General features: G+C 73.7%; 26 protein-coding genes and 1 pseudogene. 13 read left to right on the top strand and 14 right to left on the bottom strand.

Annotation, left to right across the window (positions count from 1 at the left end; genetic code table 11):
• The first annotated feature begins 18 nt into the window (after window positions 1–18).
• Window positions 19–1,527: a leucyl aminopeptidase family protein gene (locus H030_RS31980; RefSeq protein WP_051222622.1), complete on the top strand. Its 1,509-nt coding sequence runs from the start codon at window positions 19–21 to the stop codon at window positions 1,525–1,527.
• Here the strand turns inward: H030_RS31980 and H030_RS38425 are convergent.
• On the bottom strand, window positions 1,413–2,186 hold the full coding sequence (locus tag H030_RS38425) for a dienelactone hydrolase family protein (protein ID WP_027006477.1): 774 nt from the start codon (window positions 2,184–2,186) through the stop codon (window positions 1,413–1,415). The two genes, H030_RS31980 and H030_RS38425, sit on opposite strands and share 115 nt — an antisense overlap.
• Before the next feature lie 71 nt (window positions 2,187–2,257).
• Here H030_RS38425 and H030_RS0113400 point away from each other — a divergent pair, with 71 nt between their 5' ends.
• Together H030_RS0113400 and H030_RS0113395 are read left to right on the top strand one after the other, a co-directional pair.
• Window positions 2,258–3,109, top strand: coding sequence for a helix-turn-helix transcriptional regulator (locus H030_RS0113400; RefSeq protein WP_051222620.1), 852 nt, complete (start codon window positions 2,258–2,260; stop codon window positions 3,107–3,109).
• 11 nt (window positions 3,110–3,120) lie between these two features.
• The gene (locus H030_RS0113395) at window positions 3,121–4,305 is read left to right on the top strand and encodes a hypothetical protein (protein ID WP_027006475.1); all 1,185 of its coding nucleotides are present in this window, start codon (window positions 3,121–3,123) and stop codon (window positions 4,303–4,305) included.
• Here H030_RS0113395 and H030_RS0113390 read toward each other — a convergent pair.
• Window positions 4,302–5,213: a LysR family transcriptional regulator gene (locus H030_RS0113390; RefSeq protein WP_027006474.1), complete on the bottom strand. Its 912-nt coding sequence runs from the start codon at window positions 5,211–5,213 to the stop codon at window positions 4,302–4,304. The genes H030_RS0113395 and H030_RS0113390 overlap by 4 nt on opposite strands.
• A gap of 71 nt (window positions 5,214–5,284) precedes the next feature.
• Here H030_RS0113390 and H030_RS0113385 point away from each other — a divergent pair, with 71 nt between their 5' ends.
• Window positions 5,285–6,166: an SDR family NAD(P)-dependent oxidoreductase gene (locus tag H030_RS0113385; protein WP_027006473.1), complete on the top strand. Its 882-nt coding sequence runs from the start codon at window positions 5,285–5,287 to the stop codon at window positions 6,164–6,166.
• A 9-nt stretch (window positions 6,167–6,175) separates the two neighbouring features.
• Window positions 6,176–6,967, top strand: a complete 792-nt coding sequence (locus tag H030_RS0113380; RefSeq protein ID WP_027006472.1) for an ornithine cyclodeaminase family protein — start codon at window positions 6,176–6,178, stop codon at window positions 6,965–6,967.
• Here H030_RS0113380 and meaB read toward each other — a convergent pair.
• Together meaB and H030_RS31975 are read right to left on the bottom strand one after the other, a co-directional pair.
• Window positions 6,964–7,938: a methylmalonyl Co-A mutase-associated GTPase MeaB gene (meaB, locus tag H030_RS0113375; RefSeq protein ID WP_027006471.1), complete on the bottom strand. Its 975-nt coding sequence runs from the start codon at window positions 7,936–7,938 to the stop codon at window positions 6,964–6,966. The genes H030_RS0113380 and meaB overlap by 4 nt on opposite strands.
• Window positions 7,939–7,983: 45 nt before the next feature.
• On the bottom strand, window positions 7,984–8,535 hold the full coding sequence (locus H030_RS31975) for a TetR/AcrR family transcriptional regulator (protein ID WP_035127657.1): 552 nt from the start codon (window positions 8,533–8,535) through the stop codon (window positions 7,984–7,986).
• A gap of 66 nt (window positions 8,536–8,601) precedes the next feature.
• Between H030_RS31975 and H030_RS0113365 the strand changes: the two genes are divergently transcribed.
• Window positions 8,602–9,270 carry an MBL fold metallo-hydrolase gene (locus H030_RS0113365; RefSeq protein ID WP_027006470.1) on the top strand — a complete coding sequence of 223 codons (669 nt, stop codon included), beginning with the start codon at window positions 8,602–8,604 and terminating at the stop codon, window positions 9,268–9,270.
• Between the two features lie 29 nt (window positions 9,271–9,299).
• Window positions 9,300–9,983 carry an acyltransferase gene (locus H030_RS31970; RefSeq protein WP_051222618.1) on the top strand — a complete coding sequence of 228 codons (684 nt, stop codon included), beginning with the start codon at window positions 9,300–9,302 and terminating at the stop codon, window positions 9,981–9,983.
• A 6-nt stretch (window positions 9,984–9,989) separates the two neighbouring features.
• Here the strand turns inward: H030_RS31970 and H030_RS0113355 are convergent, their stop codons facing one another.
• Genes H030_RS0113355 through H030_RS0113340 form a run of 4 tightly spaced genes read right to left on the bottom strand, consistent with a single transcriptional unit; the run spans window position 9,990 to window position 14,246 of the window.
• On the bottom strand, window positions 9,990–10,253 hold the full coding sequence (locus H030_RS0113355) for a hypothetical protein (protein WP_027006469.1): 264 nt from the start codon (window positions 10,251–10,253) through the stop codon (window positions 9,990–9,992).
• A 46-nt stretch (window positions 10,254–10,299) separates the two neighbouring features.
• Window positions 10,300–11,691 (bottom strand): 1,4-alpha-glucan branching protein domain-containing protein, encoded by a 1,392-nt coding sequence (locus H030_RS0113350; RefSeq protein ID WP_027006468.1) that lies wholly within the window; start codon window positions 11,689–11,691, stop codon window positions 10,300–10,302.
• Window positions 11,688–12,476: a class I SAM-dependent methyltransferase gene (locus H030_RS0113345; protein WP_027006467.1), complete on the bottom strand. Its 789-nt coding sequence runs from the start codon at window positions 12,474–12,476 to the stop codon at window positions 11,688–11,690. The genes H030_RS0113350 and H030_RS0113345 overlap by 4 nt, the downstream gene beginning before the upstream one ends.
• 33 nt (window positions 12,477–12,509) lie before the next feature.
• Window positions 12,510–14,246 carry a hypothetical protein gene (locus H030_RS0113340; protein WP_027006466.1) on the bottom strand — a complete coding sequence of 579 codons (1,737 nt, stop codon included), beginning with the start codon at window positions 14,244–14,246 and terminating at the stop codon, window positions 12,510–12,512.
• Between the two features lie 85 nt (window positions 14,247–14,331).
• Here H030_RS0113340 and H030_RS0113335 point away from each other — a divergent pair, with 85 nt between their 5' ends.
• Together H030_RS0113335 and lepB are read left to right on the top strand one after the other, a co-directional pair.
• Window positions 14,332–15,240 carry a class I SAM-dependent methyltransferase gene (locus H030_RS0113335; protein WP_027006465.1) on the top strand — a complete coding sequence of 303 codons (909 nt, stop codon included), beginning with the start codon at window positions 14,332–14,334 and terminating at the stop codon, window positions 15,238–15,240.
• Window positions 15,241–15,289: 49 nt separating this feature from the next.
• Entirely contained in the window at window positions 15,290–15,940 is a 651-nt protein-coding gene (gene lepB, locus H030_RS31965; protein WP_051222614.1) for a signal peptidase I, read from the top strand.
• Here the strand turns inward: lepB and H030_RS40670 are convergent.
• Together H030_RS40670 and H030_RS0113320 are read right to left on the bottom strand one after the other, a co-directional pair.
• A pseudogene (locus H030_RS40670) lies at window positions 15,937–16,812 on the bottom strand (NAD(P)-dependent oxidoreductase); the annotation flags it as partial. The gene lepB and the pseudogene H030_RS40670 sit on opposite strands and share 4 nt — an antisense overlap.
• A 15-nt stretch (window positions 16,813–16,827) precedes the next feature.
• A complete protein-coding gene (locus tag H030_RS0113320) occupies window positions 16,828–18,240 on the bottom strand; it encodes a cryptochrome/photolyase family protein (protein ID WP_027006464.1) in 1,413 nt (470 codons plus the stop codon).
• A gap of 50 nt (window positions 18,241–18,290) precedes the next feature.
• Here H030_RS0113320 and H030_RS0113315 point away from each other — a divergent pair, with 50 nt between their 5' ends.
• Window positions 18,291–18,914 carry an LON peptidase substrate-binding domain-containing protein gene (locus H030_RS0113315; protein ID WP_027006463.1) on the top strand — a complete coding sequence of 208 codons (624 nt, stop codon included), beginning with the start codon at window positions 18,291–18,293 and terminating at the stop codon, window positions 18,912–18,914.
• On the opposite strand, the gene H030_RS0113310 is transcribed toward H030_RS0113315, so the two are convergent.
• Entirely contained in the window at window positions 18,859–19,785 is a 927-nt protein-coding gene (locus H030_RS0113310; protein ID WP_027006462.1) for a DMT family transporter, read from the bottom strand. The genes H030_RS0113315 and H030_RS0113310 overlap by 56 nt on opposite strands.
• An 85-nt stretch (window positions 19,786–19,870) precedes the next feature.
• Between H030_RS0113310 and H030_RS0113305 the strand changes: the two genes are divergently transcribed.
• Window positions 19,871–20,602 carry a class I SAM-dependent methyltransferase gene (locus H030_RS0113305; protein ID WP_051222612.1) on the top strand — a complete coding sequence of 244 codons (732 nt, stop codon included), beginning with the start codon at window positions 19,871–19,873 and terminating at the stop codon, window positions 20,600–20,602.
• Here H030_RS0113305 and H030_RS0113300 read toward each other — a convergent pair.
• Both H030_RS0113300 and H030_RS0113295 read right to left on the bottom strand, forming a co-directional pair.
• Complete coding sequence (locus H030_RS0113300) at window positions 20,577–21,047, bottom strand: hypothetical protein (protein ID WP_027006460.1); 471 nt, start codon at window positions 21,045–21,047, stop codon at window positions 20,577–20,579. The genes H030_RS0113305 and H030_RS0113300 overlap by 26 nt on opposite strands.
• Before the next feature lie 29 nt (window positions 21,048–21,076).
• Window positions 21,077–21,295, bottom strand: a complete 219-nt coding sequence (locus H030_RS0113295; protein WP_027006459.1) for a hypothetical protein — start codon at window positions 21,293–21,295, stop codon at window positions 21,077–21,079.
• A gap of 84 nt (window positions 21,296–21,379) precedes the next feature.
• Here H030_RS0113295 and H030_RS0113290 point away from each other — a divergent pair, with 84 nt between their 5' ends.
• Window positions 21,380–22,294: a Shedu anti-phage system protein SduA domain-containing protein gene (locus H030_RS0113290; RefSeq protein WP_155892033.1), complete on the top strand. Its 915-nt coding sequence runs from the start codon at window positions 21,380–21,382 to the stop codon at window positions 22,292–22,294.
• A gap of 77 nt (window positions 22,295–22,371) precedes the next feature.
• Here the strand turns inward: H030_RS0113290 and H030_RS0113285 are convergent, their stop codons facing one another.
• Window positions 22,372–23,775 (bottom strand): gamma-glutamyltransferase, encoded by a 1,404-nt coding sequence (locus H030_RS0113285; protein ID WP_035127655.1) that lies wholly within the window; start codon window positions 23,773–23,775, stop codon window positions 22,372–22,374.
• A gap of 428 nt (window positions 23,776–24,203) precedes the next feature.
• On the opposite strand from H030_RS0113285, the gene H030_RS31955 reads away from it, so the two are divergent.
• Window positions 24,204–24,602: a response regulator transcription factor gene (locus H030_RS31955; protein ID WP_155892032.1), complete on the top strand. Its 399-nt coding sequence runs from the start codon at window positions 24,204–24,206 to the stop codon at window positions 24,600–24,602.
• Window positions 24,603–24,610 lie beyond the last annotated feature (8 nt).

The following is a 24,610-nucleotide window of genomic DNA, read 5'->3' as shown; positions in this document are numbered from 1 at the left end:
TCTAGGGTCCAGGAGCCTATGCGCGTCTCTTCGAGCACTGCCGCTGCGGCGGATGTCGCGGCCGACACGGTCGTCGTCGGGCTGATCGAGGGCGAGGGCGTTCCGCATGATGTCGGCGACGGCGTCCTGGCCGCGCTCGTGGCGTCCGGGGAGGCGCGGAGCGCTCCGCGTTCGCTCGCCGTGACCCATGCGGGCGGGAGGCGCTGGATCCTGGTGGGACTCGGGAAGCGGGAGTCCCTGGACGGCGAGGGCATCCGGGTCGCGGCCGCGGTCGCGCACGGGCGCGCGCGAGAGCTGGGCACCAGGACGCTGTGCTGGGAGCTGCCGCACAGGGCACGCGAGCTGCACCCGGCGCGGGCCGTCGTGGAGGGCACGCTGCTGGCGGCCTACCGGTTCGACGCGTTCAAGTCCTCCAGGAAGTCCGAGGAGGCTGACGACGACGGTGGGATCGCGGAGCTGATCGTCTCCGACCACTCCGACCAGACCGACGCGGTCGCCCGCGCGGCCGTCGTGGCCGAGGCGGTCAACGCGGCGCGCGACCTCCAGAACACGCCCGCCAACGCGATGACCCCGACCGCGCTGGGGCGCCGCGCGCAGGCGCTGGCCGCCGCGCACGACACGCTGACCTGCGAGGTCGAGGGGCGCGACGGGATCGTCAGGCGCGGCATGGGCGCGTTCGCCGCGGTCGCCGCCGGGACCGACGAGGAGCCCGCGCTGATCACGCTGCGCTACGAGCCCACGAGCGGCGCGGCCGACGGCACGCCGGTGCTCGGCTTCGTCGGCAAGGGCGTGACGTTCGACGCGGGCGGGATCTCGATCAAGCCGTCCTCCGGGATGGCGGACATGAAGTACGACATGTCGGGCGCGGCCGCGGTGATCGAAGCGCTCGGCGCGATCGCCGCGCTGCAGCTCCCGATCCGCGTCGTCGGTGTGGTCGGCGCGACCGAGAACCTGCTCGGCCCGCGCGCGATGAAGCCCGGCGACGTCGTCACCAGCGCGGCCGGGCTGACGATCCAGATCGACAACACCGACGCCGAGGGCCGCCTCGTCCTGGCCGATTGCCTGCACCACGCGCGCGACCTCGGCGCCGAACGGCTCGTCGACCTCGCGACGCTGACCGGCGCGATCTACTCGGCGCTCGGCAGGCTCTACTCCGGCTACTGGGCCGACGGCGAGGCGTGGGGCGCGGAGCTGGCAGCCGCTGCCGAGGACGCCGGCGAGCTGATCTGGCGGATGCCGCTGCACGAGCGCTACGCCGAGCTGATCAAGGGCGCGACGGCCGACCTCACCAACCTCGCGCCGCTGCGCACCGGCGCGCCCAACACCGCCGCCGAGTTCCTGCACCGCTTCACCGGCGACCTGCCGTGGGTGCACCTCGACATCTGCGGGACGGCGTGGGACTCCGGCCGCCCCTACGCGCCCAAGGGCGGGACCGGCGTGGGCGTCCGGACGCTCGTCGCGCTGGCCGAGCGGTCCAGCAGCGCGTCGATGCGCGACCAGGCGTCGGCGGACGCCGCGGCATCGTAGGTCGCGCGCTGCTCGCAGAGGAAGCCGTGCTGCGCGGCCGGGTAGGTCACGACCTCGTGGTCGATCGCGTGTTGTTGTAGGGCTTGCTCGACCGCGGCGGACTGCTCCGCGCCGACCGCCGCGTCGGCGCCCGCGACGAGCAGCAGCACGCGGGCGGTGATCCCGGCGGTGAGGGTCACGGTCGGCTCGGGGCGCGACAGCGGGATGTCGGTCGTCGGGATCCAGCCGCCGTAGGCGACGATCGCCGCGGCGAGGTCGGGCCGCTGCGTGGCGACGTAGTAGGCGGCGTGGCCGCCCATCGAGAGCCCGAGCAGCGCGACCGGGCCGGTCGTCAGCGCGCGCGCCGCGGCGAGCGCGCGGTCGGCGTCCTCCAGGACCGAGGCACGCGTGAGCCGGTCGAGCAGCGCGAAGCCGCGGGCGCGGCCCGCCTCGTCGTGGGGCAGCTCCAGCGCCGGGTCGGTGCGGTGGTGGAGGTTGGGCGCGACGGCGGCGAAGCCGGTCGACGCCAGGCGCTCGCAGACCGCGCGGACGTGGGTCGTCAGGCCGAACAGCTCGTGGAAGACGACGACCGCGCCTCGGGGCGGCGCGCTCGCCGGGCGGGCGACGTAGGCGTCCAGCGCCGCGTCGCGTTCGGTGAGGATCTGGGCCGGTCCGAGCATCGTCGTCCGAGCCTAGGCGCGCGACCCGCTCGCATCCGGAGCACGTTCTTGCTGGTATTGCGAGTGCCAGGATGAGCGACGCCATCAACAACGACGCGGCCCGCCTGCGGGCGCTGGGCGACCTGCTGCGCGCGCGCCGCGCGGCGCTGACGCCCGCCGACGTCGGCCTGCCCGACGGCGCGCCGCGGCGCCGGACCGCCGGGCTGCGGCGCGAGGAGGTCGCGCAGCTGGCGGCGATCTCGCCGACGTACTACGCGTTCCTGGAGCAGGGCCGGGACGTCCGGCCGTCGCGCCAGGTGCTCGACGCGCTGGCCGGGGCGCTGCGCCTCGACGACGCCGAGCGCGCGCACCTGCACGCGCTGGTCCACGACGCGGCGCCCGCCGCGGGCGCGGGTGACGCCGCGCAGGAGGAGGAGCGTCTGGACCCGGAGGTCGCGGCGCTCGTCGCGCGGCTCGATCCCCATCCCGCGTACGTGAGCGGCCGCCGCTGGGACGTCCTGGCGAGCAACCGCGCGGCGCGCCTGCTGTGGACCGACTGGACCGCGCTCCCGGCCGACGACCGCAACATGGTGTGGTTCATGCTCGGCGACCCGCGGTCGCGCGACGTGTTCGTCGAGTGGGAGGCCGAGGCCCGCGCCCAGCTCGCGCGCTTCCGGGCGGCGGCCGAGCGCCACGCGGGCGACCCGGGGTTCGCGGCGCTGATCGACCGGCTCCACGCGGCCAGCCCGGAGGCGCGGTCGTGGTGGGAGGGCCACGCGATCGCCCCGCTCGGCGGCGGCCGCAAGCGCCTGCGCCACCCGGTCCTCGGCGAGCTGCTGTTGCACCACACCGTCCTGACGGTCGCGGGCGCGCCGGAGCAGAAGCTCGTGAGCTTCCGCCTGTCGCCCGGCGACGCCGAGCGCGTCGCCGCGCTGCTGCCGTAGGGTCCCGCGGCATGTCCGCGGTGCGGCGCGCGTTGCCGCTGTGGCTCGTCCTCGTCGCCGCCTACGCGGTGACGCTCGCCGTGCCGGGCGCGCGGACGGTCAGCGGGCCGGAGGCGCAGCGGCTGCTCGTCGCGGAGTCGATCGTGCGCGATCACGACGTGGACGTGCGCAACCAGCACGCGGCGCGGGTGTGGCGGAGGTGGGACGGCGCGCCGCGGGAGCTGCACCCGCCGGTGGCGGTCGGCGGGCGCGAGGTCCAACCTGTAGGCCTTGGCTTTGCCGCGCTGATCGCGCCCGCCTACTGGGTCGCCGGACCGGACGGCGTGCGCGTGTTCTTGCTGATGATCGCCGCGCTGGGGTTCTGCCTGGCGGCGGCCCTGGGCCGCGCGCTGGTCCCGGAGCCGTGGGCGGCGCGGAGCGCGCTGGTCGTCGGGCTGTCGCCGCCGGCGGTGGCGGGCGCGACGACGATCGCACCCGCGCTGGTCGGCGCGACCGCGCTGGCGGGCGCCGCGCTGCTGGCGCTGCGGGTGCGCGAGGAGCCGCGGCGGTCGTGGGCGTTCTGGGGCGCGGCGCTGATCGGCGCGCTGCCGTGGATCGCCACCGAGCTGATCGCGCCCGCGATGGTCGTGGCGCTCGCGCTCACGCGCTGGCTGCGGCGGCGTCAGCGCGGGCTGGCGGGGTTCATCGCGCTGGAGGTCGTCCTGACGTCGGGCGTCGTGTACATCACGATCAGCGACCGGCTGTTCGGCGGGCTGACGCCGCACGACGTCGCACGCGGGGGCGCCACCGGCGCGTCGGGCGTCGCCGACCACCTCGCCCGGGCGCCGCGGCTGGCGACGGCCTTGGCCGGGCCCGAGGGCTTGTTGGTGTGGTCGCCGTTCTTGTTGTTGTCCCTGCTCGCCCTGTGGCGGCTGTGGCGCTCGCACCGGGAGCGGCTGGCGGTCGCGTTGCCGGGGCAGGGCGACGTGGAGGTCACCGCCGCGTTCCTGGCGCTGATCGCCGCGGCGGTCCTGCTGACCGCGGTGTTCGCGGCGCCCGGCCTGTCCGGCGACCACCCGTGGTCGCACGCGCGCCACCTCCTCCCCGCCCTGCCGCCGCTGGCCGCGCTGAGCGCGTGGGGCTGGCGCTTCGCGCCCCGGACCGGGATCGCGCTGGCGGTCCTCACGGTCGCGGCGAACGCGGTCCTGCTGCTCTAGCGCGGGCCCGCCGCGCGCGCCAGCGCGGCCGCCACGCGGCTCGTCGCGGCGTCGTCCAGCGCGCCCGCGCGGTGGGCGAGGACGATCCGCCGCGTCTCGACCGGCTCGCCGCGCACGGCGACGGTCGCGATGCCAGGCGGCAGCGTGTCGCCGAGGATCGGCGGGAGCGTCGTGATCGCCAGGCCGGCGGCGACGAGCTGGAGCTTGGCGTGCCAGTCGCGCACGACGTAGCGGACGTCGGCGCGCTCGGCGATCCCCGGCCAGACGCCGAGCAGCGTGCCGCCGCCCTCGCCTGCGCGCGACGCCACCCAGGTCTGGCCCTCCAGCTCGTCGACCGCGACGACGCCCCGCCGCGCCAGCGGCGCGCTTGCCGCGACGCCGACGACCAGCTCGCGCTCGGTCAGCGTCGTCAGCGCCAGCTTCGGCGACTCCGCGTCGGGCGGCCGGAACGGCGGCGACTGCGCGAGGACCGCGAGGTCGAGCGTGCCGGCGCGCAGCGCGCGGGTCAGCGTGGGCGTCGTGCCCTCGCGCAGCGTGACCCGGATCTCGCCCGGCAGCAGCGCCAGCGCGCGCGGCACGAGCCCCGCGGCCGCCGTCGCGAACGCGCCCACCCGGACCGGCCCGGTCGCCACGGGCTCACCCCGCAGCTCGCCGCGGGCGGCGTCCAACTCGTCCAGGATCCGCCGCGCGCGCGGCAGCAGCCGGGCGCCCGCGGCGGTCAGCGCCACGCCGTCGCGGCGGCGCTCGAACAGCGCGGTCCCGGCGACGACCTCCAGCGCCGCGACCTGGCGCGAGACCGCCGACTGCGTGTAGCCCAGCGTCCGCGCCGCGGCCGAGAACGAGCCCGCGGCGGCCACCTCGCGCAGGACGCGCAGGCCCGTGGGTGCGAAGTCTCCGGCGGCAGCCATGCGAAGCGCGCATGGTACCGATGCCATGTTCTCGTATCGAACATGGCCCGATGCGCTCTAGCGTCAAGACCATGACCGCTCCCCGCACCGCCCTCGTCACCGGCGCCAACCAGGGTCTCGGCCGCGCGCTCGCCGCCGGGCTCGCGGCCGGCCTGAGCGCCGGCGACCGCGTTCTCCTGACCGGGCGCGACGCCGGCCGCGTCGGCGACGCCGCCGCCCAGATCGCCGCGCAGCTGCCCGCCGGGTCCGCGCAGGTGCAGCCGCGCGTGCTCGACGTCCGTGACCCCGCCGCGATCGCTGCGCTGGCCGCCGAGCTGGGCACGATCGACGTGCTGTTCTCGAACGCGACCGCGCGGATGAGCCCGGACGCGGATCCCGCCGACGAGGTCGACGCTGTCGCCGAGACCAGCAACCTCGCCACGACGCACGTCCTGCGCGCGTTCGCGCCGCGCCTGAACCCCGGCGGGCGGCTGCTCATCGTCGCCAGCGCGCTGGGGACGCTCGACAAGCTCGACCCGGCCGTCGCCCCGCGCTTCGCCGCGGCCGCCGACAGCGGCGACCTCGACGCGGTCGACGCGCTCGTCGCCGACTGGCGCGCCGCCGTCCACGCCGGCCGCGCCGAGCAGGAGGGCTTCGGCCGCTGGCTGAACATCCCCTCGAAGGTCGCGCAGGTCGCCGCCGTCCGGGCGCTGGCCCGCGCGCGCCGCGACGAGGACCTCGCGTCCGGGCGGCTGATCGCCGCGCTGTGCCCGGGCCTGATCGACACCGACGCCTCGCGCCCGTGGTTCGCCGACATGAGCGAGGCCCAGACGCCGGAGCAGGCGGCGGCGTGGCCGGTGCAGCTCGCCCTGGCGCCGGAGTTCGACACCAAGTACTACGGCGAGCTCGTCCAGCACGGCCACGTCCTGCCGTGGGAGACCGGCGTCCCGGTCGCGCACTCCGCGACGACGTAGCCTGCGGGGATGCGGTTCCTCGACGCCGAAGCGGTCGCGCAGTTGTCCTACACCAAGGCGGTGGAGGCGCTGGAGGACGTGCTGCGGCGGGGGTTCGACCCGGAGGCCGACGTCCCGCGCAGCAGCGTCCCGGTCGGTGGCGGCGAGTTGTTGGTGATGCCGTCGGTCGCGGGCGCGGTGAAGCTCGTGACCGTCGGCGGGGATCCGCGGATCCAGGGCGTGTGCGTCGTCTTCGACCCGGACACGCTGGCGCCGGTCGCCGTTGTCGATGGCATTGCCCTGACGAACCTGCGGACCGCGGCGGTGAGCGCGCTGGCGGCGCGGCGACTGGCGGTGCCCGACGCGCGCAGGTTGGTGGTCTACGGGCGCGGCCCGCAGGGCACGGCGCACGTCGCCGCGCTGCGCGAGGTCCTGCCGTCCCTGGAGCAGGTCGACGTGGTCGGCCGCGCCGGTGCGCCGTCGCTCGAGGACGCCGACGTCATCGTCTGTGCCACCACCGCGCGGTCGCCGGTGTTCGACGGCGCGCGGGTGAGCGACCGCGCGGTTGTCATAGCCATTGGGTCGCACGAGCCCGATGCCGCGGAGCTGGACGCCGGGTTGATGCGGCGCGCGCAGGTCGTCGTGGAGTCGCGCGCATCCGCGTTCCGGGAGGCCGGCGACGTCCTGCTTGCGGGCGTCACCGAGGTCAGCACGCTGGCCGAGGACGCCGCGCCCGACTACACGCGGCCGCGCGTCTTCAAGTCCACCGGGATGGCCTGGGAGGACGCGGTCGTCGCGTCCGCGGTGGCCCAGGCGCGCTAGGCGTCCGTGCGCGACGCCGCGGCGGCGTCGAGGCGCTCCAGGATCCGCGAGGCGGCGGTGGCGGGGTCGAGCCTGCGGGCGACGACCTCCTCCAGCAGCTCGGCGAAGTGCGGATCCTCGTCGAGCTGCTCCTCCAGGCGGCGGCGCAGGCGGTAGGTGCAGATCCCGACGACCTCGCTGCGGAGGTTGCGGCGGCGGCGCTCGCTGAGCGTGCCCTCGGCCTCGATGTAGGCGCGGTGCTCGTCGAGCTTCTCGACCAGCTCGGCGACGCCGTCGCCCCTGTGGGCCTGGGTCTTGATGATCGGGACGCGCCAGCCGCGCTGGGGCGCCAGCGACAGGACGCCGCGGATCTCGCGGACCATCGTGTCGGTCAGCGGGTGGTCGGCCTTGTTGACGACGATGATGTCCGGGATCTCCATCACGCCGGCCTTCAGCGCCTGGATCGAGTCGCCGGAGCCGGGCATCAGCACGAGGACGATCGTGTCGGCGTGGTCGATGATGTCGACCTCGGCCTGGCCGACGCCGACGGTCTCCAGGAACACGTCGTCCTTGCCGGCGGCGTCCATCAGCAGCGCGGCCTGCAGCGCGGCTTCGCTGAGGCCGCCGAGCGCGCCGCGGTTGGCCATCGAGCGGATGAAGACGCCCGGGTCGAGGAAGTGGTCGGTCAGCCGGATGCGGTCGCCGAGCAGCGCGCCCTGGGTGAACGGCGACGACGGGTCGATCGACAGCACCGCGACGTCGCGCTCCTGCTCGCGCCGCAGCTTGGTCAGCGCGCCGATCAGCGTCGACTTGCCCGCGCCCGGCGCGCCCGTCAGCCCGACGATCGCCGCCCTGCCCGTGTGCGGGAAGACCTCCCGGACCAGCTCCCAGCCGGCCGGATCATCGCTCTCGACGAGCGTGATCGCGCGCGCCAGGGCGCGCTTGTCACCGTCGAGCAACCGTTGGGCGAGGGTCTGCTGGGCCTGCGACATGAGCGGCGGATTGTGCCGGACTCGCGCGCGCTGCGGCGCCGCGCCTCAGGGGAGGAGCTGCTCGGCGATGTGCTTGGCGAGCTGCTGCGGGTCGCCGAGGACGTCGGGCGCGTCGCGGGCGAGGTGCGCGCGGCCGATGTAGGTCGAGTAGGCCAGGAGCGCCTGGCGGCGCGCGCGGGCGGGCGGGAGGCCGAGCTCGCGAAAGGCCTTGGCCATGAAGTCGACGCGCATCGCGGCGGCGCGGTGGACGGCGGCGGCGACGACCGGCTCGTCGGTCGCGTCGAGCATCCGGATGAAGATCGACGGCGGCTTGCCGGACGCCGCAGCGAGCAGCCTCAGCAGGCGTTCGCGCGGGTCGTCGACCTCGGCCAGGCGGTCCAGCGGGCCGTCCACGTGGATGCGCTCCCAGCGCTCGACGGTCGCCTGCACCAGCTCCGCGCGGTTCTTGAAGTGCCAGTAGAACGAGCCCTTGGTCACCGCCAGCTCGCGGGCCAGCGGCTCGACGGCGACGGCGGCGAGGCCGGCGCGCTCCAGCGCGGCGAGGCCGGCGGCGGCCCAGCGGTCGCGATCGAGGTTGGTGGGGTCGTCATTGGGCATCGCGCGCCCCACACCATACGCCACCGTATTGACAACGTGCTCTCCATACGCCACCGTATGGACATCATGTACGAACTTGCCCCGGGCCTCTCCCTCCTCCCCTCCCGCCCCGCCTACGCGTTCAACGTGTACGTGGTCGGCGGCACGATCGTCGACGCCGCGACCAAGCACGCCGCCAAGCGGATCCTCAGCGCGACCAAGGACATGAACATCACGGCGCACGCGGTCACGCACGCGCACTCCGACCACCAGGGGTCGAGCGCGGCGCTGGTCGCGGCGCTCAGGGTCCCGTTCTGGGCGCCGGCGCGGGAGGCGGAGGCGCTGCGCTCCGGCGACGAAGCCGGGTTGACCAACGAGAACGCGATCACACGCTGGCAGACGCGCAACTGGCGCGGTCCGGCGCTGGCGGTCGACCGCGAGCTGGCCGAGGGCGACGCGCTCGACGCGGGCTTCGTCGCGCTGGAGACGCCCGGGCACTCGCCCGGTCACCTGTCGTACTGGCGCGCGGAGGACCGGACGCTCGTCGCGGGCGACGTCCTGTTCGGGCGCCATCCGGTGACCGGCCGGCCGGGGCTGCACGAGCCGCCGGCGAGGTTCTCCCCGGACCCGGCGCTGAACCGCGCGCAGATCCGGCGGGTGGCCGAGCTGCGGCCGCAGCTGGTGGTGTTCGGGCACGGCCGGCCGTGGCGCGACACGGACGGGCTGCTGCGCTTCGCGGAGGGCCTGCCGGCGTAGGAGCGACGGAGCGTCTAGCCTCTCCGGCGATGGAGCCGGTGCTGTCCCCGCCCGCCGAGATCGCGGCCGCGCCGCTCGAGCTCCGCGGCGACCCGTCGCCGCGCTCCGGCGGGCCGCTCGTGATGCTGCGCTTCGCCAGGCGCAACGGCATGTTGAACTGGAAGTACGCGCGGCTGATGGTCCGGCTCGCGTACTGGAAGCTGCGCCTCGGGCGGCGGCTCGTCCTCGACGGCCCCGCGTTCATCGGGGCGGGGACGAAGCTGGAGGTCGGGCGCGGTGCGCGCCTGCAGCTCGGCCGCTGGTCGTGGATCGGGCACGGGTGCAAGATCCGCGTGCACGAGGGCGAGTGCGCGATCGGCGCGAAGACCGTGATGGGCCAGGAGTGCACGATCTCGGCGTTCCAGCACGTGTCGATCGGGCGCGAGTGCATCCTCGCCGACCGCGTGATGTTGATCGACTTCGACCACGGCGTCGTCGAGGTCGACCGTCCGATCCGGGCGCAGGGGATCTACAAGCGCGACGTGCGTGTCGGGCACAACGTCTGGGTCGGCTACGGCGCGTGCTTCCTGCGCGGCGCGACGGTCGGCGACAACTGCGTGATCGGGACGAACTCGGTGATCACGAAGGACGTCCCGGCGAACGCCGTCGTCGCGGGCGCGCCGGCGAAGCTGCTGCGGATGCGCGACGCGCCCGAGACGCTGCGCTGGACCTAGCCGCTCCTACGCGGCCGCGGCGTCGAGCGCGTCGCTGAGCAGGCGGGCGATCAGGGCCAGCTCGCCGTGGTCGCTGTCGGCGGTGAGCAGCGCGTCGCGGCGGGAGGACATCCAGCGGCGGAGGATCGGGTCGGTGACGTCGATCCGGCCGGTCTCCGCGGCGCGGCGCAGGCGGACGGCGACGGGCTCGAGCGTCGCGCCCGACAGCTGCGCGAGGGTCAGTCGCTCGTCGGGTGCGAGAGCGACGATGCGCTCGGGAAGACGCGGCATCCAATACCTATATGTCGTCCGGCGGACAGATGCACGCCGTACGGCATTAGGGGACGAGCAGCATCGCGGGGTCCGCGAAGGGGGCCAGGGCGCGGAGCTCCGGCTCGGTGCTGCCGGGCGACGCGAGGGCGGCGTCGAGCGCGGCGAGGTGGGCGGTGGCGCGTTCGAGCGGGTAGGGGCCGGAGATGTCGCGGGTGGCGAGGAAGGCCCAGTCGGAGGACTGGAGCGCCAGCAGCTCGCGGACCGCTCGGTGATCCACGGTGCCCGCGAGGGCGGCGGTGAGGGTGCGCAGCTCGGCGTCGCGGGTCGAGAAGGCGAGGTCGGCGACCTGCGGGCCGTCCCAGGTCCAGAGCGTGCGGGGCTCTCCCCACGAGGTCGGCGGGAGGTCGTCGGGCGCCTTCGCCGGTGCGACGGCGTGGGCCGCGGCGTCGAGCGGCAGGATCTCCAGGCCCGCTCGCTCGCTCTCCTGGAGCACGGCGGAGAGCCAGTCGAGGCCCTCGTACCAGTGATGGCCGAGCAGCTCGGTGTCGAGGGCGCAGACCGACAGCGAGCCGTCGTCGGTGCGTTGTTGTACGCGTTGGACGAAGTCGCGCGCGTCGGCGGCGGCCTGCTCGCGGGCGCGGTCGCGGTCGTAGACGGCGCCGTCGTTGGCCCAGGGGTTGTGATGGTGGGTGGTCCGGCGGTGCGAGTCGCGGTAGGCCGCGGCCGCCGGATAGCCGCCGGGACTCCAGACCAGCTCGATCGTCGCGCGGTCGAGCGGCACGAGCAGCGGGCCGTCGGAGGTCGCGAGCGGGGTCCGGTGGCCGGGCAGGACGTCGGTGAGGTCGACGCACGTCGCGTGGACGCCGGCCTCTTCGAGCAGCGGGTGCAGCCACGGCGCGTGCGCGCACTCGGGCAGCCAGAAGCCCCCACCCCACCCCAGGTCGCCGCGGCGCGCGCGGTGCGCCTCGATCCCGGCGCGCAGCTGCAGGCGGACGCCGGCGTCGGTCGCGACCAGCGGCAGGACCGCGTGCGTCGCGGACGACGTCCAGGCGGCGTGGCGCAGCAGCGCGCGGGCGAGGCCGCCGTCGCCGAGCGCCTCCAGCGCGTCGGCCGCGTCCGCGTAGTCCTGCCCGGCCCGCTCGACCTCGTCGCCGAGCGCCGGCTCGCCGGTCGTGCGGCAGCCCTCGGCGTCCAGCGCGTGCGTCGTCACGCGCAGGTCGCGCAAGAACGACAACAAGCGCTCGTGGACACCGACAGCACCAAGCTGGTCGGCCAGCACCGGCGTGACCGACAGCGTCACCCGCTCGCCACCCGGCCCATCCAACACCTTCAACAACGGCGCGTAGACCGTCGCCGCCGCCTCGAACAGCCACTCCTCGCCGAACGGCCACGTCCCGAAGCCCTCCACGTAGGGCATGTGGGAGTGCAGGACGATCGCGAGGCGGCCCTCGCTCACGGCCGGCAGACCGCCACGAAGTCGAGTGCGCCGTCGAGGGAACGGTCCGCGCTGAGCACGAAGTCGCTCGCCGCGATCGCCGGGGTGAAGCGGTCGTAAAACGGCTTGGTGATCCTCAGCGCCCGGTGGATCGAGTCCCAGCCGAGCCTCTTGATGGCGAGCTCGTGGACCTTGAGCCTGCGGGCGTGGAACAACCCGTACAACTCGACCGTCCCGAAGTGGTCGCGGCAGAGCTTCAGGAACTCCTCCGGCCGGTACTCCTTGACGTGCCAGGGGTTCTCGGACTTCTCGGCGCCCTCCGGCGCGAGCGTCAGCAGGTTCGGCGTCGAGACGATCACGACCGGCGACGGCGACGCGCCGACGAGCGTCTTGAAGCGCTCCAGGATCTCGTCCGGGTTCTGGACGTGCTCGATCGTCTGCAGGAACACGACGGCGTCGGCGGGCTCGTCGAACGTCTCGACCAGGTCGCGGGCGAAGCGGACGTTGTTGGTGGTGTACCGCGCCTTCGCGTGCTCGTGCGCCTCCGGGTTGGCGTCGACCCCGACGACCTCCCGGGCGCTCCCGCCGAGCACCATGCTCCCGTAGCCCTCGCCGCAGGCCATGTCGATGACCTTGAGCCCGCCGACGCGCTCCCGGATCCACTCGTAGACCACCAGGTGGCGCCGGTACCAGTAGTTCTCCTCCGGCACGTCGGGCAGCGTGCGCTCGCCGGTCAGGGCCAGCGGCGGCACGCCCTCGGGCTGGTTCTGCTGCAGGTAGAGCTTCGGTTCTTCGACGTCAGGCATGGCGAAGGCGGGCACGCTACACGTGCCCGCACCTCACCCGCGGCGCAGGTCGATCCGGTGGGTGACCGGGACGCGGTCGCGCGCCGGCCGGACCGCCGCCACCGCGTGCAGGACCTCGCCGCCGGCGATCGCCCTCACGACGCTCTGCGGCAGCCGCACCCTGATGTGGCGCCGCGCGCCCGCCGGCACGCTCAGCGTCCCGCTCCCGAGCACGACCATCCGGACCCGCTGCTTCGCCGACGCCCGCGCCACCTCGGCGCCTGCGTGCAGCGCCTCCCAGCGCACCGACAGCTGCCACGACACCCACCCGCACGCCTCGGTCGTCTTGTGGCAGATGACGTCGCCGATGTTGACCGACCGGTGGTCCGGGCCGAGGCCGGAGCGATCCAGCCCGCGGAACTCGAGCATGCGCTGCCTGCTCGTCACCGACGCGGCGGACACGCCGCCGGAGTTGTTGTCGTCCTCGAGGCCGGTCGGGTTCGGCGACGTGTTGGCGTTCGTCGTCCCCGCGCCCGGCACGCCGACCGTGATCGTCCCGGTCGCCACGCGCGTCTGCCCGCCGACCGTCGCGGTCAGCGTCACGGCGTAGTCGCCCGGCGCGGTCCCGGCCGGGACCGGCACGGTCACCGTCGCGCTCTGGAAGCCCGCGGCGCCCGGCGTCAGCGTGCCCGGCGCGACGACCGCGGCGGGCGCGCCCGGCAGCGCGGTGGAAGCCGAAAGCGCGAACGCCGGCCCTGGATCGCCGACGTAGCGCAGCGTGAACGGCACCGTCGCGGTCTGCCCCGCGCCGACCGTCACGGTGTCACCCGAGCCGCGCAGGTCCTTCAGCGCCAGCGCCCCGCCCGCCGAGGCGCCGCCGCACGAGGTCGTCGGCAGCAGCGGCTCGCCGTACGGGTCCTCCTGCAGCCCGGACGTGCTCAGCCCCAGGAACGTCTCGAACGGCCACGACCGGACCTCCTGGCAGTCGACCGGCCGCGTGTCCAGCAGCTGCAGGCCGAACGCCTCGGCCGGGTCGTGGAAGCCGGTCGGGTCGACGCCGTCGTAGATGTCCTGGGGGTAGGCCATCCGGACGCCGCCGAGCACCGCGTGCGCGAACGTCGCCGGCGCGGGCAGCCCGCCCGGGCCGCGCGACAGCGTGAAGTCGGCGCTCGCCGACCAGTCGCCGGCGCCGGTCGCGGGCGCGTTCGGGTCCTCCGTGAGCTTGGTCGTCGCCACGCGCTGCAGCCCGGACGCGACGTCCTCCGGCGTCTCGCTCGGCGCCGTCGCCTGGCCGACCACCGGCGAGATGTACCCGACCCAGTGCTCGCCCGCGGGCGTCGGCTGTGTCTGGCCCAGCGACTCGTCGAGCGACGGCTTGCGCGTCAGCGTCGCGGTCGTCACGTCGAACCCGGAGGGAAGCGTCGCGCTCGCGGTCGCGGGCGCCGTCGCGCCGTCCGGGACCAGGAACGCCGCGAAGAACTGGACGCCGCCGTTGGTGGCCAACGACGGCACGTAGTTGAGGCCGTTGCCCATGCCTGCCTGGTCGTCGCACCTCCCGGACGTGGCCTGCGGCCACGCGATCCCGCGCAGCTCGGTGTCCGTGGACGGGTCCGGCGCGCTCGCGCCGGTGTCCAGGCACAGCGTCGCGCCGAGGTGCACGGTGTCGCCGATGACGTCCTGCTGGGCGGCGCTCTCGTCGCGGACCGTGTAGCCGGGCAGCGGGCCACAGCCGGCGAGGCCTGCGACCGCCGCGGTCGCAGCGAGGGCAAGGGACAGCTTGCGCGTCGTCATCGTCCTGACACGGTTGCGTGCGGCAGCCGTTCAGGCACCACCCGAAGGTCCAGATCGCGGCGCGCGCGTTAGGATGGCCCGCTTCATGAGCCCGGCCCCGGATACCGCGGACGAGATCCGCGACGTCAACACCCGCTACCACGACGGCGCCGCCGCCGACTACGACGCCAAGTGGGGCATCGACTTCGGCGAGATCGGCCGGACGCAGGTGCTGGGCAAGCTGCGCAAGGCGCTCGACGGCGAGCTGCGCTCGTTCGACCGCGCGCTGGAGCTCGGCGCCGGGACCGGCTACTTCAGCCTCAACCTGCTGCAGGCGGGCGTGATCTCCCACGCGACCTGCACGGACATCTCGCCGGGGATGGTCGACGCGCTGCAGCGCAACGCGGACATGTTGGACCTCGACGTGGACGCGCGCGTCGCGGACGCCGAGGCGCTGCCGTTCGCGGACGGGTCGTTCGACCTCGTCTTCGGCCACGCCGTTCTTCATCATCTTCCCGACCTCGACCAGGCGTGGCGCGAGATCCACCGCGTCCTGGCGCCCGGCGGCGTCGCGGTCTTCGCGGGCGAGCCGTCGGAGTACGGCGACCGCCTGGCGAACGTCCCCAAGCGCGCCGCGTCGCGCGTCGCGCCGGTCTGGCGGACGATCATGCGCGCCGCGCCCGCCAGCGAGGGCAACCTCGACGGCGGCGCCGAGAACCACCAGCTGGAGTCGATGGTCGACGTCCACGCGTTCACCCCGGACGCGCTGAGCACCGGCCCGCGCGCCGCGGGCTTCGCCGACGTCAGGGTCCGCGGCGAGGAGCTGCTGGCCAACTGGTTCGGCTGGGCCAACCGCGCGCTCGAGGCGACCGCGGATCCGGAGACCGTGCCGTGGGCCTGGAAGATGTACGCCTTCAAGGGCTACGTCGGCCTCCAGCACGTCGATCGCGTGTTGTTGGAGACCCGGCTCCCGCCGGCCGTCTTCTACAACCTGATGATCACCGCGCAGAAGTAGCGCGTAAAAGGGACGCGCCGCGGACACAACCCCGCACGTGTCCGAACCGGTGAGCCCCGATGCGGTTTCCTCGCCGCCCGAGCTGCCGCGCAGCAGGAGGCGCTGGCTGGTCGTGGCGGTGCTGGCGGTCGGGGCGTGCATCGCGCTGGTGCTGCTCGTCGGCGGCGCGGCGACCGTCAGGCACGGCTACCACGCGTACCGCGTGCCGAGCGGCGCGATGGAGCCGACGATCAAGGTCGGGACGCACTTCCTCGCCGACACCAAGGTCTACGACCACCACGCGCCGCGGGTGGGCGACGTCGTCGTCCTGCACCCGCCCACCGGCGCGGAGACGAACACCTGCGGCGCCGCGCACAGCGAGGACCAGGCGTGCCCGCGGCCGACGCGCGGCGCGGCGAGGGAGACCTTCATCAAGCGCGTCGTCGCGGTCGGGCCGGCGTCGGTCGCGATCCGCGGCGGGCGGACGATCGTCGACGGCAGGACGGCGAACGAGCCGTTCATCGCGCGTTGCCCCGCGGGCATCGGGGACATCTGCTCCATGCCGCGGCCGATCTCGGTGCCCAAGGGCTACGTCTTCCTGCTCGGCGACAACCGCGGCAACTCCGACGACAGCCGCTTCTGGGGCCCGATCCCCGCCGGCTGGGTCATCGGCCGCGCGGAGCGGTGCGGGTTCCTGCGGCTGTCCTGCCACCCGCTCTAGGTCGCGGGCCTGGAGGCCTCGACGACCATCCCCATGTCCTCGTCCCCGTGGCCCTCGTCGGCCGCGCGGGCGAAGCGGTTGCGGACGGTGGTCGCGAGGTCGAGGTCGAGGTCGTGGCGCTCGGCGGCCTCCAGGATCAGGTCCGCGTCCTTGAGCGCGTGCTTGAGCGGGAAGGCGACCGGCAGCTCGCCGTCGATCATCCCGGGGCCCTTGAGGTGGGCGTAGCCGATGTCGAGCACGCCGCCCTCGATCGCTTCGAGGAACAGGCTCGGGTCGAGGTCGACGCCCTGGGCGAACGAGATCGTCTCGGCGATCGCGTCGGTCACGGCGAGCACCCAGTGGTTCATGACCAACTTGAAGCGCGTCGCCGCGCCGGGCGCGTCGCCCAAGATGATGGTCTTGCTCCCGACGGCTTCGAACAGCGGCTGCAACTTGTTGATGGCGTCGGTCGGGCCGGACGCCAACACCACCAGGTCGCCGCTCTCCGCCGGTCCCTTGGTCCCGAGCACGGGCGCGTCGACGAGCGTGAGCCCCTCGTCCTCGGCCAGCGCGGCGAGCGACTCGGTCCCGGCGATCCCGACCGTCGAGGCCTGCCACCACAGCGCGCCGTCCGGCGCGGCGGGTGCGGCCTCGCGCATGACCTCCTCGACCGCGGCGCCGTCGGTGAGCATCGTGACGACGACCTCGGCGCCGGTCGTCGCCGCTGCGACGTCCTCCGCGACGTGCGCGCCGGCCTCCGCCAGCGGCCGCGCCTTGTCGGCCGTCCGGTTCCAGACGGTGACGTCATGGCCGGCCTCGGCGAGGTGGCGGGCCATCGGCGCGCCCATGATGCCGGTGCCCAGGAAGGAGATGCGCATGTCTCGTGCGCTGCCCGCTTTCCGGAGCGCTCAACCGGCCGCCGCGCCGTAGCGCTGCCTGGCGACCTCGCGCTCGTGGGCGTGGTCGACGATCGGCGCCGGGTAGTCGCTGCCGATCACGCAGCCCGCGTCGTGCTGCTCAGCGTCGCTCATCGTCCACGGCTCGGGCAGGCGCCTGACCGGGACGTCGCGCAGCTCGGGCACCCAGCGCCGTACGTAGGCGCCGTCCGGATCGAACTTGCGCTGCTGGATCATCGGGTTGAACATCCGCCGGAAGTACGGCGCGGGGTCCGCGCCGGTCGAGGCGATCCACTGCCAGTTGCCGTTGTTCTGCGCGGGCTCGCCGTCGAGCAGCAGCCGCGCGAAGTGGCGCTCGCCGTCGCGCCAGTCCAAGTGCAGGTCCTTGGTCAGGAACGAGCCGACGACCAGCCGCGCGCGGTTGTGCATCCACCCCGTGTGCGCGAGCTGGCGCATCCCGGCGTCGACGAGCGGGAAGCCGGTCAGGCCGTCCTTCCAGGCCTGGAGCGCCTCGTCGTCGTATTCCCACCTGAGGTCGCGATAGCGCGCCTGGAACTCCGTGTTGGTGTTGTCGGGGAACATCAGGAGCTGGTGGGCGTAGAAGTCACGCCACGCGAGCTGGCGGGTGAACGCCGCCGCGCCGGCGCCGCCGCGGGCGTCCGCGCGCTCCTCGCATTCCCGAGCGCTCAGGCAGCCCCAGCGCAGGTAGGGCGACAGGATCGACGTGCCGCCTTCAAGGGCATCATGTCGGTCGGCGTAGCCGTCCAGCGGGCCGTCGAGCCAGCGCTGCAGGGCGGCGCGGGCCGCGTCCTCCCCGGGCTCGGCGATGGGGTCCGGGACGCCGGGGTCGAGCCTCAGCGCCTCCGCGCTGGGCAGCCGCCCCCTCCTCAGCCCGCTGGGCAGCGGCGGCAGGTCGGCGGGCGCGCGGTGGACCGGACGGCGCTCCACGTCGGCGATCGCGCGGTGGAACGGCGAGAACACCGTGTAGGGCCTGCCGCCCTGCGTGCGCGGCTTCGAGACGTCCACGAGGTAGCCGCCGCCGCACGGCCGCGCCGTGATGCCCGCGTCCTCCAGCGCCCCGGTCACGCGCGTGTCGCGGCGGCGCGCGTAGGGCGCGACGTCGCTGGTCCAGTACACGGCGCTCGCGCCCGCCTCGCGCGCGACCTCCACCACCGCGTCCGCGGGCGGACCATGGCGTAGGACTAGCCCCGACCCCATGTCCTTGAGCGCGCGGTCGAGCTCCGCCAGGCAGCCGAGCATGAAGCGCGCCCGCGTCGGCGACGCGTAACGACCGTGGATGAGCGCGTCGTCGACCACGAACAACGGGATCACCCGATCGTTCTCCGCGCGCGCGGCGTGCAGCGCTGGGTGGTCGTGCACGCGCAGGTCGCGGCGGAACCAGACGATCGCGGTGGCGTCTCCCATCCCTCGGACTACGGCGCGACGGCGCGCTCGGGTCAACCTACAATCGGACCATGAGCGAGCACCTCGACGACTTCCCGCTCTTCCCGCTCGGCCTGGCCGCGGTCCCGCACGAGGTGATCCCGCTGCACATCTTCGAGGACCGCTACAAGGCGATGATCGCCGACGTCCTGGAGTCCGGGCGCGAGTTCGGGATCATCTGGGCCGCCGACGACGGGCTGAAGGCCAACGGCTGCGCGGTGGAGGTCACCGAGGTGCTGGAGCGCCACGAGGACGGGCGCATGGACATCCTCACGCGCGGGACCCGGCCGTTCCGGGTCCTGGAGGAGAAGTTCGACCACGTCTACCCCGCCGGCGAGGTCGAGTTCCTCGACGACAAGGCCGAGCCGGTCGACCCCGGGACCGTCGACGCCGCGCACGCCGCGTACTCGTCGCTGGTGACCGAGGCCACCGACAAGGTCCTGGAGCCCGAGGTGCTGGAGCCGCTGACCGCCTACGAGATGGCGGCGACCGTGGACTTCGGCCCGGACGCCAAGCAGGGGCTGCTGGACCTGCGGTCGGAGAACGCGCGGATGCGGCTGCTGACGCGGCTGTTCAACGCGGCGATGAAGCGGCTGGACTTCATCGAGCGCGCGCAGGCTCGGGCGCGCTCGAATGGGAAGGTTCGCTTCGGCTGAGCCACCGGGGCAGCCGTCCGGAGGCGGCGAGCCACGAGCCCCCAAGGATCAGGACCAGCCCGGCGACGGTCGCGACGGTGAGCGACTCGTTCAGCAGGATCACGCCGTAGACCACGCTGAACGCGGGCGCGACGTAGGAGACCATCGACGCGCGCGCCGGGCCGACCTGCGCGATCGAGGTGTAGAAGAACAGGAACGCGATGCCGGTGCCGCCGACGCTCAGGGCGAGCATGGAGAGGATCGCGTTGGTCCCGGGGCTGTGCGTGGGCAGCGTGGCGAGCGCGACCGGCAGCCAGATGACGCCGGAGATCGCGAGGTTCGACGCCGCGACGCCGACCGGCGGGACGCCCGTGAAGCCGCGCTTGGCGATCAGGACCGCGATCGCGTAGCAGAGGCCGGAGCCGACGATCATCAGCCCGCCGACGATCGTGTCGGTGTCGCCGGAGAGGTCGAGGCCGAAGAGCAGGACGACGCCGACCATCCCGACGAGGACACCGACCAGGCCCCAGCCGTGCGAGCGCTCGTCGGGGTCGACCTTCACCGCGAGGATCGCGATGAACAGCGGCGCGGTGGCGACGAGGATCCCGGCGAGTGAGCTGGGGACGTGGTTCTCGCCGAAGGTGATCAGGCCGAAGGGGACGACGACCTGGGCGGCGGCGAGCGCGAGCGAGTAGCCCTTGCGCTGAAGGACCATCGGGATCACGCCGGCCCTGATCGCCATCGGCGCGAGCACGGCGGCGCCGATGAGCGTCCGGGTGGCGATGATGAAGCCCTCGGAGAGGCCGCCGTCGAGCGCGACCTTGATGAACATGTAGGACGCGCCCCAGAGGGCGGCGGTGATCGAGAGGGAGAGCCAGGCGCGTGCGGACATCGTGGGGTCTGCGTTCGAGTGTCCCAGGTTCGAGGGGCGTGCCCGATGACGATCTCTCATCGACGGCATCAGGGATCCTGATGGCATGGGGTACGACGACGAGGTCGACGCGCGCGGCGTGTACGACGCGATGGCCGCGGCCTACGTGGCGGACGAGAGCAACGCCTACAACTCGCTGTACGAGCGGCCGGCGATGTTGGGGTTGCTGGGCGACGTGCGGGGCCGGTCCGTGCTGGACCTCGGGGCGGGCGCGGGCGCGCTGGCGGTGGAGCTGGTCGCGCGGGGCGCGGGGCCGGTGGTGGGCGTGGACGTGAGCCCGGAGATGGTGGCGGTGGCGCGGGCGCGCGCCGTTGGCGCGACGTTCGTGGTCGGCGACGTCGCCGACGGCGCGCTGCGCGCGTTCGCCGACGGGGCGTTCGACCTGGTGGCCGCGTCGTTGATGATGCACTACGTCCGGGACTGGGAGCCGGTGCTGGGCGAGCTGGCGCGGGTGCTGGCGCCGGGTGGGCGGATCGTGTTCTCGACGCACCATCCGGAGATGACGGCGCGGGCGTTCCCGGCGACGCAAGGCAAGGACGTTGCCTTGGTCTGCGACCGCTGGGAGAAGGGCGGCGAGGGGTTCGACGTACGGTTCTACGCGCGGTCGCTCGCTGCGATGGAGGCATCGATCGCGGCGTCCGGGCTGGTGCTGGAGCGGTGGGTCGAGCCGCAGCCGTTGCCGGCGTGCGAGGTCGCGGACCCGGTCGCGTGGGAGCGGCTGACGACGCTGCCGTGGTTCGTCTTCGGCGTGCTCAGCGCGGGAGCTTGCAGTTCCTGATGGCGATCTCGCGGGTGAGCTGGGCGAGCCTGTAGAACGTCTGCGGCTGGCCCTTGGAGGTGTCGGCGAACGCGACCTCGCCCTGCTGCGAGCGCACCCTGTACTGGTAGCTGGTGATCCCGGCGGCGGGCTTGAGGTTCACGTGCCTCTTCGCGAGCGCCCTCGTGTCGTCGTCGTTGCCGGCCGAGTCGTCGCCGCCGTCGAGTTCCCGCCGGATCGCGCGCGCGGAGATCAGCTGCGCCGACGTCAGCTCGGCGCGCTTCTGCCTGTTGCAGTACGCACCGCCGTCGTCGGTCAGCCGCAGCGTGAGCCTCGCGCCCGGGATCGACCCGGTGCGCTCGACGAGGAACAGGTCCGCCGGCCGCGGCGCGTTGCACCCGGCCACGACGCCGGCGGCGACGGCGGACACGGCGATGGCGACGACTCTGCTGCGGCGGCGGGGCATCCGGGGCGGCATCCTGCCGCACCCGGCGCTCAGCCGCGCCGCCGCCCCACCGCGAAGTACGCGACAGCGCCCGCGCCGTTCAGGCACAGCAGGCGCCACAGCGCCTTCGGCCCACGGACGGCATCGCCATCCCGATGCGACAGATCCCTCTGCGACGCCACGATCAACGGCACCGCAACCGCAACCGCCGCGACGGCCATCCCCTGCTGCTGCGGCGTCAGGTCCTGGAACGAGCGCTTCTTGGCCATGCCACAGACGGTACTTGCGGCTGCAGGCGGTAGGGCGACACGCTATCCGGTACACCGGCAGGCGACCGTGGCTACGGTTCCTGCGTGCCCCGAATCAACATGAAGCTTCGAACGTTGTTGCTCGAGCAGTCGGGTGGTCGTTGCATGGTGCCGGATTGCTCGTTCGGGCTTTCACATACGGCGGAGAGGCACGGGCTCGAGATCGCACACATCCATGCGCTACGGCCCGGCGGACCGCGGTACGACCCCGACCTCACGGAGGCCGAGACCTCCGCTCCCGACAACCTGATAATGCTGTGCGCTGCTCACCATGCCGTCGTGGATCGATCCCCCGCTGAGTTCCCCGCGCCCGTCCTGGCCAGCTGGCGAACCGACGCGTTGGCGCGCGTTGCAGCAGCGATGGTGCCGTCCAGTGATGCGACGAGCGTCCTGAACGAAGCGTTAAGGACCTGGCAGAAGGAGCGCAGCAACGGCGACGAGGAGTTCTGGCAGCGGTACTTCACTGACCGCCCAGGACTTCTGCTCACGCTCGCCCAGACCGTGGGCGTCGGACTCAAGACCAAGTGCTACGTGGGCGGTAAGAGCCTCCACAACAGCGGCGGCGGCGTGCTCGACTTCATCATCAAAGAGCACAGCAACGCCACGCTCATCGAGATCAAGAGCCCTACAGCGACGCTGTTGGGGAAGGAGTACCGCCAAGGCGTTTGGACTCCGTCGCAAGAGCTCCTCGGCGCGTGCATGCAGGTGCTGAACTACCGGTCCACCCTCCTGAACGAGTTCTACAGTTTGACCCGCGACGAGCCCGACCTCGAAGCCCCCGACCCGCACTGCGTCGTGCTGGCCGGGGATCTGGAGGTCGCCGGCATGTCACGTTCGCAGCAACGTTCGCTGGCGTTGTTCCGCCGGTCGATGTCCTCCGTGACCGTGCTGACGTACGACGAGCTCTTCGCGCGGCTCCAGCGCAGCGGTGAGTTGTTGCAGCAGGGCACTCCCGTTTAGCGACGATCGCTGCGTAGAAGACGTGGTTGGCACGCGTCGGCGTCTCGCCCTCGCCGATGTCGTCGCCTGACGCGGCGTCAAGCCGCCGCGCTGGCGCCGCCGCGGCGGGGGTCGCCCGCGGCGGTGAGGTTGGCGGCGGCGGCTTGGGCGCCGCCGAAGAAGAGGTTGCGGGAGCGGAAGGGTGTGTGGGTGAGCGGCGGGTCGAGGGGTGGCAGCGTGATCCCGGGCTCGGTGTAGACGGTCGTGCCCTCGAGGTGGAGGCGCGGGGCTTCGACGGCGTCGTGCACCGACATCGAGTTGTCGATGATGTTGACCAAGAGCTGCAGGAGCGCCGAGCGGATCCGGTTGGAGCCCGCCGAGCCGAGGGCGAGCTGGACGGCGCCTGCTCGGTCGAGCAGGAGGGTCGGGGCCATCATCGAGGGCATCCGGGTTCCGGGCGGCGCGTGGAACCAGCCGAGGGGGTTGAGGTCCTCCTCGCCCATGACGTTGTTGATGTGGATGCCGGTGCCGGGGACGACGAGCCCGCTGCCTTCCCCATTGGTGCACGTCACTGCGCAGGCGAGGCCGGTCGCGTCGATGGCGGAGATGTGGGTGGTGCTGCCCAGGCGCGAGGTGAACTCGGGCGTGCGCGCGTCCTGGGCGGCGGCCATCGCGGCGATCAGCTCGGCGGGACCGGAGCGGGGCAGCGCGTCGAGGTGGGAGAGCGCGAGGCCGAGGAGCGTCCCGCCGGCCGACGGCGGCGGGTTGGTCAGGACCGTGCGGTCGCGGTAGGGCACGGCGAGCGGCGCGCGCGACGCGACCGAGTAGGACGACAGGTCGCTCGCGGTCAGCGTGCCGCCGTGGCGCAGGACCCACTCGGAGGTCGCGGCGGCGAGGTCGCCGGTCATGAACGGGGCGCTGCCGTCGCGGCCGAAGCGCTCGATCGTCACGGCGAGCTCGTCGCTCCGGAACGTCTCCCCCGTGCGCAGCGCGCGCCCGCCGGGGGCGAAGACCGCGGCGGCCTCGGGCGTCGAGACCAGGATCCCCTCGAGGATCTCGAACAGGTAGCCCTGGATCTCGGTCAGCGCGACGCCATCGCGGGCCAGCGCCGCCGCGCCCGCGGCCAGGTCGGCCAGCGGCAGCGAGCCCCAGCGCGTGACCGCCTCCTCCAGCCCCGCCGTCACGCCCGGCACGCCGCACGACGAGGCGCCGACGTGGAAGACCTGCTCGGCGTCGCCGAACGAGACGTCGACCGGGACCAGCTCCGCCCGCTCGCCGTCCGAGGGAGCCGCGACGAAGAAGTCCAACAGGACCGGCTCCTCGACGCCACCTCCCCCGACCATGAGATAGCCGCCGGCGCCCGGCCCCGTGAGCAACGGCTCCGCGACCCACGACGCCAGACACGCCGCCACCGCCGCATCGACCGCATTGCCACCCGCCCGCAGCACAACCGCACCCGCCTCCGCGGACACGGGATGCCCGGCGGCGACGATCCCCTCCATGTCGCGGCATCCTGCCAGGCCCACGCCCACCCCGCCGAGCCGCTCCGGCAAGCCACCGCGGAGAGCGCGCGCGGTCGGCATGCCAGGCGCGACCACGCATCGGTGGCGAGACGACGGCGCGACCGCCGCAGCCGACCGCCCCGCGGCGGTGGCGCGACCAGACGCGACGGAGTGCGTGTACCGAGGATGTGCGGAGAGCGCGACGATCCCGCGGTGTCAGAAACGACGCTTTGGTGGCGAGACGTCGGCGGAGTAACTGGCGCCGACCGCCCCGCGGCGGTGGCGCGACCAGAGGCGACGAGGCGCGTGTATCGAGAGGCGCGACCAATTTGCGGTCTTCGTGCGAACTTCCCCCGGTGGACCATCCGATCGGACGATGGCCTTTCCCACCCCGTCGGGACGAAATACGGGGTGTGCTGTATCCCGCTGTGACCGCGCTGGATGGAGGCGGTCGCCGGATCGCACGCGAGACCATGCGCATCGTGATCGCCGATGACCACGAGACCTACCGACGGGGGCTTGCCCGAGCCATCCGGCGGTTCGGCACGCTCGATCTCGTGGGCGAAGCGGCCGATGGCGCCGAAGCCCTGCAGGTCATCCGCGAGGCGTCGCCCGACATCGCGCTCCTGGACGTCAGGATGCCCGGGCTCGACGGCCTGGAAGTCGCCCGCCGCCTCAAGGAACTGGGCGGTATCACGGTGGTGCTCCTGACGGGCTCATCAACGGAGGAGCTCGAACATGCGGCCGCCGCGGCCGGTGTGGCGGTGCTCCTCAGCAAGGACCTGGCGCGCGACGACATCTGCCGCCGCTTGCTCGCACTGCGTTGAGCAGTTAT

Source organism: Conexibacter woesei Iso977N (assembly GCF_000424625.1).
In the GTDB taxonomy this organism is placed as follows: domain Bacteria; phylum Actinomycetota; class Thermoleophilia; order Solirubrobacterales; family Solirubrobacteraceae; genus Baekduia; species Baekduia woesei_A.
This window is presented reverse-complemented; position numbering and strand designations above follow the sequence as displayed.

Excerpts from the sequence above, each read along its gene's own strand:
- H030_RS0113285 (WP_035127655.1), bottom strand. The coding sequence starts at position 23,775 with ATGGAGGGGATCGTCGCCGCCGGGCATCCCGTGTCCGCGGAGGCGGGT.
- H030_RS0113340 (WP_027006466.1), bottom strand. The coding sequence starts at position 14,246 with ATGACGACGCGCAAGCTGTCCCTTGCCCTCGCTGCGACCGCGGCGGTC.
- H030_RS0113305 (WP_051222612.1), top strand. The coding sequence starts at position 19,871 with ATGGGGTACGACGACGAGGTCGACGCGCGCGGCGTGTACGACGCGATG.
- H030_RS0113395 (WP_027006475.1), top strand. The coding sequence starts at position 3,121 with ATGTCCGCGGTGCGGCGCGCGTTGCCGCTGTGGCTCGTCCTCGTCGCC.
- H030_RS0113320 (WP_027006464.1), bottom strand. The coding sequence starts at position 18,240 with ATGGGAGACGCCACCGCGATCGTCTGGTTCCGCCGCGACCTGCGCGTG.
- H030_RS38425 (WP_027006477.1), bottom strand. The coding sequence starts at position 2,186 with ATGCTCGGACCGGCCCAGATCCTCACCGAACGCGACGCGGCGCTGGAC.
- H030_RS0113385 (WP_027006473.1), top strand. The coding sequence starts at position 5,285 with ATGACCGCTCCCCGCACCGCCCTCGTCACCGGCGCCAACCAGGGTCTC.
- meaB (WP_027006471.1), bottom strand. The coding sequence starts at position 7,938 with ATGTCGCAGGCCCAGCAGACCCTCGCCCAACGGTTGCTCGACGGTGAC.
- H030_RS31980 (WP_051222622.1), top strand. The coding sequence starts at position 19 with ATGCGCGTCTCTTCGAGCACTGCCGCTGCGGCGGATGTCGCGGCCGAC.
- H030_RS0113390 (WP_027006474.1), bottom strand. The coding sequence starts at position 5,213 with ATGGCTGCCGCCGGAGACTTCGCACCCACGGGCCTGCGCGTCCTGCGC.
- H030_RS0113345 (WP_027006467.1), bottom strand. The coding sequence starts at position 12,476 with ATGCCTGACGTCGAAGAACCGAAGCTCTACCTGCAGCAGAACCAGCCC.
- H030_RS0113400 (WP_051222620.1), top strand. The coding sequence starts at position 2,258 with ATGAGCGACGCCATCAACAACGACGCGGCCCGCCTGCGGGCGCTGGGC.
- H030_RS0113300 (WP_027006460.1), bottom strand. The coding sequence starts at position 21,047 with ATGCCCCGCCGCCGCAGCAGAGTCGTCGCCATCGCCGTGTCCGCCGTC.
- H030_RS0113335 (WP_027006465.1), top strand. The coding sequence starts at position 14,332 with ATGAGCCCGGCCCCGGATACCGCGGACGAGATCCGCGACGTCAACACC.
- H030_RS0113365 (WP_027006470.1), top strand. The coding sequence starts at position 8,602 with ATGTACGAACTTGCCCCGGGCCTCTCCCTCCTCCCCTCCCGCCCCGCC.
- H030_RS0113295 (WP_027006459.1), bottom strand. The coding sequence starts at position 21,295 with ATGGCCAAGAAGCGCTCGTTCCAGGACCTGACGCCGCAGCAGCAGGGG.
- H030_RS0113355 (WP_027006469.1), bottom strand. The coding sequence starts at position 10,253 with ATGCCGCGTCTTCCCGAGCGCATCGTCGCTCTCGCACCCGACGAGCGA.
- H030_RS0113380 (WP_027006472.1), top strand. The coding sequence starts at position 6,176 with ATGCGGTTCCTCGACGCCGAAGCGGTCGCGCAGTTGTCCTACACCAAG.
- H030_RS31970 (WP_051222618.1), top strand. The coding sequence starts at position 9,300 with ATGGAGCCGGTGCTGTCCCCGCCCGCCGAGATCGCGGCCGCGCCGCTC.
- H030_RS0113315 (WP_027006463.1), top strand. The coding sequence starts at position 18,291 with ATGAGCGAGCACCTCGACGACTTCCCGCTCTTCCCGCTCGGCCTGGCC.
- H030_RS31975 (WP_035127657.1), bottom strand. The coding sequence starts at position 8,535 with ATGCCCAATGACGACCCCACCAACCTCGATCGCGACCGCTGGGCCGCC.
- H030_RS0113310 (WP_027006462.1), bottom strand. The coding sequence starts at position 19,785 with ATGTCCGCACGCGCCTGGCTCTCCCTCTCGATCACCGCCGCCCTCTGG.